Origin of the sequence: Orrella sp. 11846 (assembly GCF_048820935.1) — a bacterium.
Taxonomy (GTDB): domain Bacteria; phylum Pseudomonadota; class Gammaproteobacteria; order Burkholderiales; family Burkholderiaceae_B; genus Algicoccus.
On the sequence record NZ_JBMERD010000017.1, the window covers coordinates 35,516 to 50,452 of the forward strand.

General features: G+C 47.9%; 13 protein-coding genes. 2 read left to right on the forward strand and 11 right to left on the reverse strand.

Going from position 1 to position 14,937, the window contains the following annotated elements; translation table 11 throughout:
* Positions 1-3: 3 nt before the first annotated feature.
* Both ACOI06_RS12455 and ACOI06_RS12460 read left to right on the forward strand, forming a co-directional pair.
* Positions 4-1,053 carry a class I SAM-dependent methyltransferase gene (locus ACOI06_RS12455; protein WP_420662916.1) on the forward strand — a complete coding sequence of 350 codons (1,050 nt, stop codon included), beginning with the start codon at positions 4-6 and terminating at the stop codon, positions 1,051-1,053.
* Positions 1,046-1,816 carry a cephalosporin hydroxylase family protein gene (locus ACOI06_RS12460; protein ID WP_420662917.1) on the forward strand — a complete coding sequence of 257 codons (771 nt, stop codon included), beginning with the start codon at positions 1,046-1,048 and terminating at the stop codon, positions 1,814-1,816. The genes ACOI06_RS12455 and ACOI06_RS12460 overlap by 8 nt, the downstream gene beginning before the upstream one ends.
* A gap of 88 nt (positions 1,817-1,904) precedes the next feature.
* Here the strand turns inward: ACOI06_RS12460 and ACOI06_RS12465 are convergent, their stop codons facing one another.
* The 11 genes from ACOI06_RS12465 to ACOI06_RS12515 all read right to left on the reverse strand — a co-directional run bounded on the left by ACOI06_RS12465 (position 1,905) and on the right by ACOI06_RS12515 (position 14,667).
* Entirely contained in the window at positions 1,905-2,843 is a 939-nt protein-coding gene (locus tag ACOI06_RS12465) for a glycosyltransferase family 2 protein (protein WP_420662918.1), read from the reverse strand.
* Positions 2,844-2,912: 69 nt separating this feature from the next.
* On the reverse strand, positions 2,913-4,685 hold the full coding sequence (locus ACOI06_RS12470; protein WP_420662919.1) for an ABC transporter ATP-binding protein: 1,773 nt from the start codon (positions 4,683-4,685) through the stop codon (positions 2,913-2,915).
* A 155-nt stretch (positions 4,686-4,840) separates the two neighbouring features.
* Positions 4,841-6,148 carry a nucleotide sugar dehydrogenase gene (locus ACOI06_RS12475; protein ID WP_420662920.1) on the reverse strand — a complete coding sequence of 436 codons (1,308 nt, stop codon included), beginning with the start codon at positions 6,146-6,148 and terminating at the stop codon, positions 4,841-4,843.
* 5 nt (positions 6,149-6,153) lie between these two features.
* Entirely contained in the window at positions 6,154-7,161 is a 1,008-nt protein-coding gene (locus ACOI06_RS12480) for an NAD-dependent epimerase (protein WP_420662921.1), read from the reverse strand.
* A 720-nt stretch (positions 7,162-7,881) separates the two neighbouring features.
* Positions 7,882-9,159, reverse strand: coding sequence for a pyridoxal phosphate-dependent aminotransferase (locus ACOI06_RS12485; protein WP_420662922.1), 1,278 nt, complete (start codon positions 9,157-9,159; stop codon positions 7,882-7,884).
* A gap of 112 nt (positions 9,160-9,271) precedes the next feature.
* A complete protein-coding gene (gene ltrA / locus ACOI06_RS12490; protein WP_420662923.1) occupies positions 9,272-10,642 on the reverse strand; it encodes a group II intron reverse transcriptase/maturase in 1,371 nt (456 codons plus the stop codon).
* Positions 10,643-11,120: 478 nt separating this feature from the next.
* Positions 11,121-11,648: a hypothetical protein gene (locus ACOI06_RS12495; RefSeq protein ID WP_420662924.1), complete on the reverse strand. Its 528-nt coding sequence runs from the start codon at positions 11,646-11,648 to the stop codon at positions 11,121-11,123.
* A gap of 97 nt (positions 11,649-11,745) precedes the next feature.
* Positions 11,746-12,690 carry an ABC transporter substrate-binding protein gene (locus ACOI06_RS12500; RefSeq protein ID WP_420662925.1) on the reverse strand — a complete coding sequence of 315 codons (945 nt, stop codon included), beginning with the start codon at positions 12,688-12,690 and terminating at the stop codon, positions 11,746-11,748.
* A 5-nt stretch (positions 12,691-12,695) separates the two neighbouring features.
* The gene (locus ACOI06_RS12505; protein ID WP_420662926.1) at positions 12,696-13,367 is read right to left on the reverse strand and encodes an ABC transporter ATP-binding protein; all 672 of its coding nucleotides are present in this window, start codon (positions 13,365-13,367) and stop codon (positions 12,696-12,698) included.
* On the reverse strand, positions 13,367-14,125 hold the full coding sequence (locus ACOI06_RS12510) for an ABC transporter permease (protein WP_420662927.1): 759 nt from the start codon (positions 14,123-14,125) through the stop codon (positions 13,367-13,369). The genes ACOI06_RS12505 and ACOI06_RS12510 overlap by 1 nt, the downstream gene beginning before the upstream one ends.
* Positions 14,122-14,667 (reverse strand): hypothetical protein, encoded by a 546-nt coding sequence (locus ACOI06_RS12515; protein WP_420662928.1) that lies wholly within the window; start codon positions 14,665-14,667, stop codon positions 14,122-14,124. The genes ACOI06_RS12510 and ACOI06_RS12515 overlap by 4 nt, the downstream gene beginning before the upstream one ends.
* Between the last annotated feature and the right edge of the window lie 270 nt (positions 14,668-14,937).

Sequence of the window (14,937 nt, forward strand, 5' to 3'; positions counted from 1 at the left end):
ATCATGTCGCAAGTACTGTATCAACAACGGGAATTTCCCGTGTTTCAAAATAAAACTTATAACTCAGCTCAGGAAGCGCGTGATTGCGTTAAAGGCGACATTGTGCTTATACAAGATCCGCATACCGGAATCGTCTGCAACAGTGCTTTTGATGCTTCGCTTATGGTTTACGACGAGGACTACCAAAATGAGCAAGGGCTTAGTTCCGCATTTCAGGACCACCTTGATCAGGTTGCAGAAATTGTTGCAAAAACCCTTGGTAAAACTAGTTTGGTGGAAGTGGGTTGTGGCAAAGGTTACTTTCTTGAGCGCCTGATAGGACAAGGCTTTGATGTAACGGGGTTTGACCCAGCCTACGAAGGTAACAACCCCCGGATCCGATGCGAGGCATTTTCGCCGGGTATTATTGACCAAGCAACTGGTCTGATTCTGCGTCATGTCCTTGAGCACATACAGAATCCCATAGATTTTTTGCGTAGCATCGCGATCGCCAATGGTGGTTCCGGCAGAATCTATATTGAAGTTCCGTGTTTAGATTGGATCATAGCGCGACGTGCTTGGTTTGATATTTTTTACGAGCACGTTAATTATTTTCGCATTTCTGACTTCTCACGCTGGTTTGGAAAAGTGATTGAAGCCGGGCATCTGTTTGGCGGTCAGTATCTCTACGCGGTTGTGGATCTGTCGAGTCTACGTACTGAAGCTCTGACCGCAGAACCTGTGACATTACCATCAGATTTTACGTTTTCTGCTCCAGCATTATCCCATGACGTCATTGGTCCTCGAGTGATCTGGGGTGGCTCTTCCAAAGGTGTCATCTTTTCTCTGCTAATGGCGCGCGCCAGCTTACCAATCGACATCATCATTGACATTAATCCCGCCAAACAGGGACGTTTTGTTGCAAGCACCGGACTTCGGATAAGTTCTCCCGAAGAAGCATTACCTCAGCTGCCAGAAGGCACGCCAATTTACATCATGAACTCCAACTATAGAGAAGAAATCTGTCGCATGACACAAGACCGTTATACCTACATCGGGATAGAACATGAGTGATTTTAAAAAAGAAGTCGAACAACGCATTCTGGCTAATGCAAACAATGAATCTTTTAAACGCGCAACCAATCAGTTTTTACTGGAATCAATTGACGCCCAATATTCCTACAATTTCAGTTGGCTAGGCCGCCCCATCATCCAGTACCCGCAGGATATAGTGGCCATACAAGAATTAATATGGCGGGTCAAACCCGACTTGATTATTGAAACCGGAATTGCTCATGGTGGCTCGCTCATTCTGAATGCATCTTTGCTCGTTCTGCTCGATGTTGAAGAAGCCATTGCAACTGGTCAGAGCATTGATCCCAAAAAATCACAACGTAAGGTACTGGGAATCGACATCGACATCCGATCTCACAACCGTGAGGCGATTGAAGCACACCCGATGGCTTCGCGTATTCAGATGATTCAAGGATCCAGCATTGCACCAGAAATTGTGGCGCAAGTCCGCGAAATCGCCGCAAACTATAAGCGTGTGTTGGTCTGTCTGGATAGCAACCACACTCATGACCATGTTTTGGCTGAGCTACGGGCTTATGCTTCACTAACCTCTGTCGATAGTTACTGCGTTGTGTTTGATACTGTGGTGGAAGATTTGCCTGCAGGGATGGTTAAAAATCGCCCTTGGGGTCCAGATGACAATCCAAAAACAGCGGTATGGGCATTTCTTAAAGAAAATCAGAATTTTGAGATTGATCGCGGTCTGAATAATCAACTGATGGTGTCAGTGGCACCAGACGGATATCTTAAACGAATTTCGTAAAACCGATCGCATCAGAGTCCCAATGAAATCAATAAATTAGGCGTTATTGCTAACATGTGACTAAATAACCATTCATCAAAATGGATGGTTATTTTTTAAATAGTTTTCGATAAACAGTTACAACAAAGTCAGGTGACAACTCAAAAATCTTCGGTTTTATACGCCGCCAGAAACGACTTGCATAGATTTGCAAAAAGAGAAACACACTTTTAGGAGTCTTAAATACAGGCTTCATAGCCTGCACAGCAGTTGTGGCAGCAGACCAAGACACTCGAATTTCCGGACAAGGTTTAATCTTGCGCAGAGAGTTATCCAACGACCGCTCTTGCGAAGACTTTTCTTCGTAGTAGTAATAGAACGGACAGTGGTTAGCCTGCAGAAATTCTCCATTCATAGCCAAAAAAACCATTATCGGCAAATCTGGCATATAGTCTTCAGTTGTGCCCCAATCATATTTCTTTAGCGCCTGGGTCCTTATAAGACCGTAAATATTAAAAAACAGATCACGACGTCCAAACATTAACGCCCTAGCATATAAAGACAAAGTGCTACTAAAGGTGTAATCAAACGCATAGAGTGTATTGTTGGTGCGCCAATTCTCATGATTAGTGAACAAGTACGTCTGCCCAAACGCCAGACAAGCACTCGAATTTGACTCTAATGCCTGCACAAGAAGCTCAACATAATTGCAATCACGACGATCATCGTCGGAAGCCCACATGAAGTACTGACCTCGGCTCTGGTCAAAAACGAAACGAAAATTCTGAATCGCAGACAACGTCTGTTTTTGGTGATAAACCCGAATATAGGGATTAGCATTAGCAAAGCTACGGATGATTTCTGCAGTTGCGTCCTCAGAAGCATTGTCGCTGATGATAATTTCGATATTTGGGTAAGTCTGACTCACCAACAACTGTAACGATTCTGCTAGGGATTCTCCACCATTACGCACCGGCACGCCAATGCTAACGAGCGGGTATTTCCCTTTTTCAGAAAATTGGGCAGAGGTTGGTATATTTAGCTTCAAATGACAGCACTCCACACACGACAGCCACTCCGTCTCTTCACTACCTCATAGATGCTTTTACGTCGGCGACTATACATTCCTACTGCCATCCATACTCTGACGCAATGCCATTTCATATAAAATCCCTTTGCGTTCCATGAGATCTTCCCAGCCACCAGATTCACATATATGACCGTTTGCAACGACGCAAATAAGATCCGCATTGCGCACGGTCTTTAACCTGTGCGCCACAATTACCGTTGTCATGTGATGGCGCATCCGTTCTACCACAGTCTGAACACGCTCTTCAGCGTAACTATCCAACGCACTCGTCGCCTCATCTAAAATCAGCAAATCGGGTTGGCGGTATAAAGCACGGGCAATGGCGATGCGCTGGCGCTGCCCTCCTGATAAACGAGCTCCTCGTTCAGCCGTAAGCGTATCAATGCCATCTGGCAGCTGCTTTACAAATTCCCAAGCGTCTGCAGCACGCAAGGCGTTTTCAACTCGGGCACGATCTATATCTTCACTCATCGCCACGTTCGTTGCAATCGACGCATGCAACATAAGAGGCTCCTGCATCACGAGACCGATTTTTTCTCGCCATGCTGTCTGATTAAGTGTACGCAAGTCCTGCCCATCAATCTCGACTGCTCCTTCAGAGGGTTGAATTAAGCCTGTCAACATATCGGTAAGCGTGGTTTTACCGCCACCGGATGGTCCCACGAATGCAATGCTCTGGCCTTTGTGCAATTCAAGGTTAATACCTTTGAGTACAGGTTCTGATTTCTCAGAAAAAGTCACACTGACATCACGTAGACGAATTGAGTGCTCGAACAAGGGTTTTTCAGTGCCTCCAATTACTTTAGCGGCACCATGTGCTGTCTTCAGCCGCTCATCATATGTGTCAAGCCAAGTTAAGTAGGTGCGAGCCTGAAACAGAAAGCTTTGTGCGTTCAGTAGTCTAGGTACCATGCGATAAAAAATCGCCAGAAATATCAAAATCTGGGTGATTGAACCTTCGCGCAGACCCAAATGAAAGAATAAGAATCCTGCGATAAAAAATGCCGCTAAAACTTCAATTCCACCACGCAGAACAGGTGCAAACAGTTGACTCTTAAGATATAGCCTGCCATAGGTACCAAACAAATCAACCGCGCGCTGCCGTAATTCTAATTCCTGTCCAGTGGCCCGAAAGTACTTAAGATTACCAAAAAGTTCCGTTGACCGATCCCCTATATCACCCACTAGTTGTGACAGCCTATCTGCGTAATGACGTACTCCACGTGAAGCCAGTATGTAGATCGCACCCCCCACCGCCCCGAAACCCAAAGCAATCAGTGTCAGATCCAACGATACGGTAAAAGAGATCGCTAGGTAACACGCAGCCGCCACACCTGCTCCAAGGGCAGACACGATGTACATGGCACCCGTACCAACCTGCATTCCTTCAAGCACCATCGCTTTTGAAATATCGCCTTGGCGTAGTTTGACGAATGCAGTCCAGTCCATTGCTAAGAGGGCATCGGTCATACGCTCACGCATCGAAGTCTCAACCCGTGTTTTCACATCCAAGCTGAGAACCTCAGACAGTGCACGAGTGGTTGCGGCCACGGTGGCTAATATCAAAAAAATCAGCAGGCAGGTCACCAACAAGGTTTGACCTTCGGGCTTCCAACCAATAGCCGCCCACACTCGTTCCACACCAGGTTGCGAGCGCCCAGACATCAGGTCTAACAGTGGTATCAATGCAGCTAGAGCAACGCCTTCGGCAAGTGCTGCTGCTCCAGCGAGCAGCACCCCCCAGAAGCTTACCGCACGACAAACTTTAAGTTGCTGCCCATAACGTCGTAACATGTTCATAGGCGGCACCGTAGCTGATGTTGATTACAAAGATTCACAAGCGGTACGCCCACGAGTCTGATGCGGCATAAGGGGATGCATGGCAAATTGTACAAAAAATCCGAAAGGGGATATCACGAAAATCGCCCTTAATTCAGTCTGACCGTGACTCTTAATCACAGACGCCACAACGCAAAGCCTGCGGCAAGAATATCTTCAGCAGCGTAGGCAGATTTCACGTCTATAAACACACCTGAAGGTCTGAGCTTATTCAGAATTTCGGGCAAAGGCTTCTCTATGTACTCAGCATGCGAGACAGCGGCCACCAAAGCATCGGCTTCTGGTAGATCATCCCAAGTAGTCAAGGTAATGTCGTACTCACGCTTAGCTTCCTGATTTTCAGCAATGGGATCATGCACACTAACCACGCAGCCATAAGATTCGAGTTCTTTAACCACGTCTGCAACTTTGGAGTTGCGAAGATCCGGACAATTCTCTTTGAACGTAAGCCCCAGCACCGTCACATGGGCACCCTTAACGCAACTACCGGTTTGAATAAGCTGCTTGACGGTTTGCTGGGCCACATAAGCACCCATGCCATCATTAATGCGTCGACCAGCAGGAATTACCTGCGGGTGATAGCCCAACATCTCAGCTTTGTAGGTAAGATAATAGGGATCGACACCGATGCAGTGACCGCCTACAAGGCCGGGACGAAACGGCAAAAAATTCCACTTCGTACCCGCTGCTTCCAATACTTCAAGTGTGTCGATACCAATCTTGTTAAAGATAATCGAGAGCTCGTTCATCAACGCGATATTTAGATCACGCTGGGTGTTTTCAATAACTTTGGCGGCTTCTGCGACCTTGATCGAGGTAGCGCGGTAAACGCCAGCCTCAATCACCGAGGCATACAAATCACCGACCAACTTAAGGGTGTGCTCATTGTCACCAGCCACAACCTTGATGATCTTGGTGATGGTGCGTTCGCGATCGCCAGGGTTGACTCGTTCGGGAGAATAGCCGACGTTAAAATCCTGGTGCCACTTCATTCCTGAAAACTTCTCAAGCACTGGCACACAAACATCTTCGGTGACACCAGGATAGACCGTGGACTCATAGACCACGATAGCACCGCGTTTCATATGTCGACCGACGGTTTCAGAAGATTTGATCAGAGGCGACAGATCAGGTGTATGCGCCAAGTCTACGGGCGTGGGCACAGCCACCACAATAACATCCGCTCGCTCGATGGCTTTAGGATCAGATGAAACTGATAGTTTGTGTGCAGCCTTGAGATCTTGTGTAGAGATTTCGCCGGTAGGATCACAGAACTTCTTGTAGCTCTCAACTTTATCTTGTGACAGATCGTAGCCAATGGTGTGATAGCGCTTACCGAACTCCACTGCCAATGGTAAGCCAACATAACCCAAGCCAACAACGGCGACTACAGTTTCATCAGTGAGCATTGAAATACGGGTCATCGTCATTAAACCTTGAAATAATCGCGATACCAAGTCACAAAATTAGCAATACCTTGTTCAACACTGGTGGTCGGTTTAAAGTCGAACTGATCATGGAGTGCTTCCACATCGGCATAGGTGTCTGGTACATCACCCGCTTGCAACGGCAACATGTCCATTTGTGCCTTTTTACCTAGAGCTTTTTCAATCGCTGCGATATAGTCCATCAGATCTACCGGACTGTTGTTACCAATATTGTAGACGCGCCAAGGTGCTTTGCTCGTGCCTGGATCTGGTTTGTCGCCATTCCAATCCGGGTTGCTAGGTGCAGGTCTGTCAGTGACTCGAATCACACCTTCGACAATGTCATCAATATACGTAAAGTCACGTCTGTGCTTGCCGTAATTGAACACCTGAATCGGCTCGTCAGCCAGTATCGCCTTTGTAAACTTAAAAAGCGCCATATCCGGGCGACCCCACGGTCCATAGACCGTAAAAAATCGTAGTCCGGTTGTAGGCAAACCGTAAAGTTGACTGTAAGTATGAGCCATAAGCTCATTGGCCTTTTTGCTTGCTGCGTACAAACTCAACGGATGATCAACATTCTGGTGAACAGAAAACGGCATTGCCGTGTTTGCACCATAAACGCTAGAACTGCTGGCATAAGCTAGATGCTCCACCCCATGGTGACGACAACCCTCCAGAATATGCAAAAAACCCACAATGTTGCTGTCAATGTAAGCATGGGGGTTTTCTATGGAATAACGCACACCGGCCTGGGCTGCTAGATTGACCACTCTCTGTGGTTTATGGGTTGCGAAACAATCGGCAATCGCCTCGCGATCTGCCAGATCGATCCTCAGATGCGTGTAGTTCGGATGATCAACAAAGCGCGCTAATCGAGCCTCTTTAATCGCAGGATCATAGTAATCGTTATGGTTGTCGATACCAATCACGGTATCGCCACGCTCGAGCAGACGCATTGTTAGGGTTGAGCCAATAAAACCTGCGGAGCCTGTTACGAGAATTTTCATAGTTTGTTAATAGTTGTGCAATGCATTTTAGTCGGCAATCGAAATCGGATTCTGCCACGAAGCCAAAAGAGATTATCCTAGAAATTCACTGATAGGTTTCAAAAAACACTTTGTCACTACAGGTATCTTTCTTCCATAGACCCTATGATCGCACTGTCGCCTCAATCGGGTGGTGACCAAAAACCAAGAATCACCCCGCATCGTCAGAACCTTAACACTTACTGAGATTGTTCCGTCGCATATTGACGGCCGACCGCCTAGTACATGTGAAATAAACAATCAACGAACAAGACAATGCCGAACATAGTTTTATGAAGCGTCCTATCACGTTAACTGATCAGTGTATCCCTGAATCGAGCCAGAACTAAACCGACCCTAAAAGTTGAACATGATCGCGAGATTGTATGATGAAATTCCGCGAATCACTCTCCACTTTAGAGATAACAGGTTTCTTAGGCAATGCGCTGACGATGCTGCGTCTCTATTGAGCATCGAGCAATCGAACATCCAACGATACGTACCAGACAAAATCAGGGTGCGGAGCAAAAACAGTTCCTCATTTCAGTTCATATTCTGGAACATCAAAGGGAATGGCAGATCAACACCGGGCGGTTAGAACAAAAAGGATAAAAACACCTTAAGCTCAGGGAAAACCGTTTGGCTCAAGGCATCCATCCCACAAGGCAAACCCACTAACCGTCACACTCATCAAAATATGCATCAAATTCGATAGCGTGCAACCATCTTAGCTACGCGCTGTACGGCATCTACAGCAGCTTGGTGATTCTGCGAAAAATTAAACCGAATACTAGATTCCGCGTACGGACTGAACTCCGTCCCCGGTGTCACAATGACGCACGCTTGAAGCCTCAGGGCTCGTACGAAGTCTAGCCCTGAGGAATTCAGTTTTGGTAGTTGAGGAAACAGGTAGCTACCGGCTTGCGGTGTGCGCACACGAACATCTTCAATATTGCTCAAAATTTCAATCAAATCATTTCTGATTGCTTGATGCGCCTTAATACGTTGTTCCATCCAGCCTTCTGGCTCAGAAAACCACGTCTTCAGAACCGCTTGGTTATAACCAGCGGCACGTAACGAAACGATGGCCTGTAGTTTTTCCATGCGTTCAATGATTTCAGGCGATCCAAATGCAACACCTAAACGATATCCGCTCATCGATTCGGTTTTAGAGGGCCCGATGATAGTGACGATTTTGTTGCCATCTAAGCCTGCTTTATGCCAATGCGCGCACATATGCGTATAAGACTCACCGTCATACCGTAGACGTGAATACAACTGATCGACAATCAATGTCACAGAGTATTTTTCAGCTAAGCGTGCGATCTCAATAATTTCATCTTCCGAATACACAACACCCGCTGGGTTGTTCGGATTGGAGAACAAGAACACTTCGGCACCTTGTTTGAATGCATCTTCCAGTACGTTCAAATCAAGTCCTGCTTTACCTTTAACATTCAGGTAATCCATCGGAACAGGTATCATCTCTCCATCAAAAAACTCGACCAATTTACGATTGGCAAAGTAATCTGGCTGCACAACAACTACTTTTGTGCCGCGTGCGATCGTACTTGCTGCAGCAAGAAACAAAGCGCCTTGAGTACCTGTTGTGATGATAAGATCTTCATCACCCTGCACCGGTGAGCCTGTAAAAGTAGCGAGTTTTTGCGCCAAGTCTTCGCGAATCACCAGACTGCCCCGGTATTCTGTATAGGCTTGAGCACCGCCGACCTCATAACCTTCGGTAAACGCTTCGAACGAGCCGGGGATCGGTGTAAACGCGTCCACGTCGCCATGCGAAAAATCCACCACGCGCCCTGGAATGTTGTCTCCCACTAACTTCAAATCTCCTTGAGTAATTTGTTGGCGTACTTCTTGTCCCGGTGCATTGTCAGTTCCAAGTTTTCTGAATTTCTCTTCAATTAAACGCATGGCAATCTCTGTTAATTCGTTTTCTATGATGTCGTTACACTTCGTCACATTTCGCTACCTTAACAGCGAAATATCGGGATAGGGGACAGTCCTCATGGAGCGCACCCCTCCCACACCACCCGGCATGCGGGTCCGCACCGGGCGATTCGAGAAGTTGAGGTCAGGATAGCCGGGGCAGACCTAATCCATCAAACCAATCTAAAGTTAGTACGCTATTGAGCAGCATGCGACTATTGTGCCACCAGCGGCGGCTATTTGCCGCCACTCGATGAGCAACAATTGCGCTTACGCCTAATGCGCGCAACTCCCTGAAGATTGTTTTACCACGCTGCCATTGTCTGAGTTGTATAGCTCTAAGCCGATGTCGTATCCATTTGTCTAGCTCTCGCCAGACGCCCGGAGTTTGTGACAGTCGGAAGTAACCTTTCCATCCCAGCAAATAGGAACGTAGTTGTTCCACAACTTGTTGCATACTGCGCCCACCCGTGCGTCGCGTCAGTTGCCGGATACGCTGCTTAAACGTCTCCAGTGCTTTAGCAGCCACTTTGCATTTGACCACGCCTTTTGGGGTATCCCAGAAACTAAACCCAAGGAATTTGCGATTAGCAAATACACTCGTCACTGCGCTTTTTGTCTCATTGACCTTCAGTCGCAATCGAGCATATAACCGTCGCAATAATTTCATCACTCGTTCACCCGCACGGCGACTGCGAACGTATACGTTGCAGTCGTCTGCATAGCGTGCAAAGCAATGACCTCGGCGTTCAAGCTCCTTGTCCACCTCGTCTAGCAACACGTTCGCCAGCAGCGGCGACAAAGGTCCACCTTGCGGAGTCCCTTTCTGTCGCTCCATCACGACACCGCCATCCATGATGCCGCTGTTCAGATAGGCACGAACCAGTCGGATAATGCCCGCATCCGGGACGCGCTTCTGTAAACGGTCAATCAGAATGTCATGATTGACACGGTCAAAGAACTTCTCTAAATCCACGTCCACCACGATACGTCGCCCGGACTGCACATAGGATTGAGCCGCTAGGACCGCATCTTGTGCACGACGTCCGGGTCGAAAGCCATAACTATGGTCGCTAAATGTTGGATCAAGCAAGGGTTGCAAAACTTGCAACAAGGCTTGTTGGATCAGTCGATCCGTCACCGTCGGAATGCCCAACTCACGTTGGCCACCATCAGGCTTCGGAATCAGCACCCGTCGCACCGGACTGGGCCGGTACGTCCCTGCTAACAGCGCTTGCCGAATGCTAGGCCAAGCTTTGACCAAGTGTTGGGCAGTTTGGTCTATATCCAAACCATCCACACCGGCCGCACCTTTATTTGCCCGAACTCGCTTCATCGCCGTTAACAGATTCTCTCTCGTCAGGACTGCTTGCAGCAGCCCTGACCCTGTATGCGCCGTTTCATGGCGCGGACACCTCGTTTCCTCGCTGGTAGGATCACCAATGGCTTCACCATTGACTGCGCCTTCCCGCTCCACTCGCGTGAACATCTGAGGCAGTACGATTTGCATCGCCATATCGGGTCATACTCCTTCTCGTTCGGTCCTTCGCTGGGGCTCGTTGGCGGATTATTTGGCCTCGTCCCTGCAGCTACTACGACCTCTGCTGACTTCTCACTCCGGCGTCATACCGTTACCCTTTCAGGATTAAGGTGAGATCTCCCCAGGTAAGAACGCATTCCTTCATCGCACAACCGCTGTATCTACGCTGCTTCGCCTTGATCACAAGAGCTTCATGGTTACATGCCCACTCGCCCTGCTTAGCAACGCCTTCTATACAGTTCTTGTTCATCGGCTCACGATTTATGCTCCACGCTTCCTTTCCACACTCGGTCACCCTCGTGCAGTTGCGCTTCACTTCATTCGCTGTGACCAACTCACGGCGGGACTTGCACCCGCAGGAATGCGCCCATGCTGGGCGCACGTAAAAAATGGATGACCGCTGACAATTTTTGTGAGCAATCCTCCATTCACACGCTTTTATCTATCAATTTGCTTATTTCTGCAACCATTCGACTGTAAACAAGTTTTCTTCCGGATACGACAGAATCTCTTTAACTTTACGTTCTTTGTAATCTAGAAAAGCCTGACGGGCGTCACTACCATCTTGCTCCTGCCAAGTCGACACTTGTTGACGGAACTCATCATCAAACAAATCTTTGGCTGGCCACAAACGAACCGCACGATCCCGATACATGACATCAAAGACAAACTGTCCGCCTAGTGAAGCAGGCGCATGTGGATGGTTCAGGATAGGTTTTTGCAAACATCGTCCTTCACGCACAGCGTGGCTCACTAATTCGACACAATCCAAAATGCCTGGGCCACAAAAGCCCAATGCCCAATACAACTCACGGCGATTCACAGGTTCGTCAGGTGAGAGTAACTGGAACGCATGACGGCAAACGCGAATCATGAGTGCGGCTGCAATCACATTGCCATAGCCCGTATAGTTCAGTAAATCTTGGCGCGTTATTTCAATGACACCATCCTGATCCTGAATCTGAACAACATATTCCTGCATAGATCTTTCCTTGTGAAACACTGGCTTTCTGCCACAATCCGAACTGATGACATGGTCGGTGAGCAAGCTGCACCGACCATGTACCTGTTTCCCATATTTATTGTTCTAACGAACCCTTCAAGAAAATCGCTTCGACTTCCACGGGCTTACGCATCAGGTCGTTGTCCAGCATAAAGGTCTGATCTTCTTTCATGCTGTCGATATCACCTTGGTTCATGCGCTGTGTGAAATGCGCCCAATCATACAATTTACGGGCATCTTCAACGCTAATACCTTGACGCTTGGCGCCAATTTCAATCGCTTGATCGGTATTAGCTGCAATCCAGTCTGCGGCTTGATCGTGTGCACGTACAACAGCTTCAACCCACTCAGGTTTGTCCGTAGCCACTTTCTCACTTGTCGCCATCACAAGTTTAGGGACAGTCAGACCTTGCGCAGTGGTCACCACGTTGGCACCCTCACGTTCAGCATTCATAATGAAACCTGCTGCTAGCAATGCCGCATCCACTTGCCCTGTTTGCATCGCTGCAAAAGCCTGCGGAATATCCATTTGCAAGAACTCAATATCGTTCATGCTCATGCCATTTTTAGCCAAAGCGGCAACCAATGTCTGGTGCAGAACTGTCCCTTTAGGCCCCGCCACTTTCTTGCCTTTCAGATCAGCCACAGTTTTAGGGCCATCTTTTTTACCAACAATCGCAAAAGTATCTGTTGGGCGTGACACACCCGCAATGATCTTGACAGGGTTACCGGCACCATTGGCCATCAACACCGATGCGGTGTTCATCACACCGGCAATGTCCAAGTCGCCACTGGCCAGCGCCTGGGCTTGTTTAGAGCCCGAGGTGATTTCATGCCACTTCACATCCACATTCTGTTTAGCCATCTCTTGTTCAAGCAAGTTGTTTTCTTTCATGATGATGGTCTGCAAATTAAAGGGGGAACGTACGTAGCTGATGTCCAGTGTTTCAGCACTCACGCTCGTGACACCAACTGCCATGGCGGATGCGCCAATTAATAGAGATAGCAATGTTTTTTTCATTTAAATCACCTCAAATTCAACAATTGTCGGATATTGGCCTGCATATCGGCCTCGTAAAAACCATTGTGTTTTTCATAACAGGCAATCAGTCGACCACCATGCATAACCACCAATCGGTCACTTATCAATTCGGCTTCATTCAAATCATGGGTCACAAACATGCAATTCAACGATTGCTCTGTCACGAGTGTGCGCAGCATGCTTTGGAGTTCAGCGCGCGTCATCGCATCCAGTGCAGCAAAAGGTTCATCCATGAGGAGCAATTCAGGCTTTCTAAGCAACGCCCGAGCAATTGCGACGCGTTGCGACATGCCACCTGATAATTGACGCGGAAACTTATCTTGCGCATCCGCTAATCGAACGGCTTCAAGCGCTTCTTTCACTGCTTGCTGACGACCAGGTTGTCTAGGTGGCAATGCAAGCAACAAGTTCTCTCGAACAGTTAACCAAGGCAACAAACGCGCATCCTGAAACACCACGCCAATCCGATCCGGTGATGCCTGCACTTCACCCTCATCGGTCGGCAACAAACCCGCAGCAATCCGCAGCAGGGTGGATTTTCCACAACCCGAAGCACCAACCAATGCGGTCACCGGATGAGTACTCAAGTCCAGACTCACCCGATCAATCACAACCTGATCATCGAACTGCTTACGCACGTCAATCAATGCAGCCATTAGCGACAAACCTCCGGAAAGCGGTGAGACAACCGCTTACACACCAACTGATAAAACAACTGATCAAGCAACCACCCAATAATGCCGATGGTCAGAATGCCCACCATCACATCGTCTGTGCGCATCATTTCCTGCGCATCGATGATCAAGTATCCCAAGCCGGCAGAAGCCGCAATCAATTCAGCCCCGATCAATGCTCGCCAGCTGTAGCCAAACCCGACCCGAACCCCTGTCACAATTGAAGGCACGGCACTCGGTAACAACACCATCATGAAATAACGCCAAGAAGGCATGTGTAATGTTCTTGCCAGCTCTTGATGGCCAGGTTCGACTCGGCGTAAACCATCTCTACAGTTCAGAAACACCGGAAAAATAGACGCCAACACAATGATCGTGATCTGCGTTGTACTGCCAATGCCAAACCACAAAATCAATAACGGCGTCATGGCGAGTGGCGGAATCATCCGCAACAAGGCCAATGGTGCTGACAAAAGCTGTTCAATCACACGTGACGCGTTGACTAACAACGCCAATACAAACGCCAATGCACAACTAATCCCAAAGCCCGCGAACACTCTTGCCAACGACGTGGCAATATTGCGACCCAACAGGCCTGACATCAATAAATCGACAAACGCCTGCCACACCATGAGTGGTGTTGGTAGCAGATACGTCGAAATCAAACCTGTGCTTGCGATTACCTGCCAGTAAACCAGCAATGCAACCGGTGTGATCAGCGCCTGGGCACGCCGTTTCATAAAACGCGAATTACCTCATCAGCCCGGCTTTGCAACAACGCATTGGCAAGCTCGTGCTTCACATCCACCCAGTGCGCTAACAATTCGGCACTGGCGTTTGGATCTTTACTGGCTTTACCCGTATTAATAAAATCATCACTGGGAGCACCTTCAATCGGTGCTAGCTCGATCGTTTTCCCACCGTATCTAAATCGGTAATAGAACGAACCTGCAACGCCTTTTGTGGCTTTTGGATGTTCAAATTCGATATCTAGTTCGAAGCGGTTTTCACTACACATTCTGGTGATTAGCTCAAACACATCGCGTGCGCCCAAACCTGGAAATGCGGTAAACAACGACACATCATGGCGCTTCAAAGGTTGATCCTGATTCAGGTGCTTTTGAACAGCCTGCATTAAACGAAAGCCCAAGACGACACCACCTACGGCATCGTAGCCATGAAAGTTGAAGCAATCTTGAATATGAAATGTTGTCTGGACATCACCATCTAAAACTGTGATTGTGGGTTCTACCCACAAGTTTTGATCAATAAGGGTTGCCATGGCTGCTGATTCTTTGTCGAAATATTATCTAGAACACGTCAAATGCAAATGCGTGCCGTTCTCAATATCATATTCGATATTTAATTGGCAGTCACCGAATACACCCGCACAATCACCAACAAATTGTGAACTACTCGCCGCTAAAGCAACGAGCTTCCAAAACAACAGCTAAGCTGCTATTTTTTCTTTTTTGACGCTTCTTTGGATGCTGCTAACATTGCTTTTCGCTTTGTTAGTCTGACGCTTTCCTCCACGCCCAGTATCAGAGAG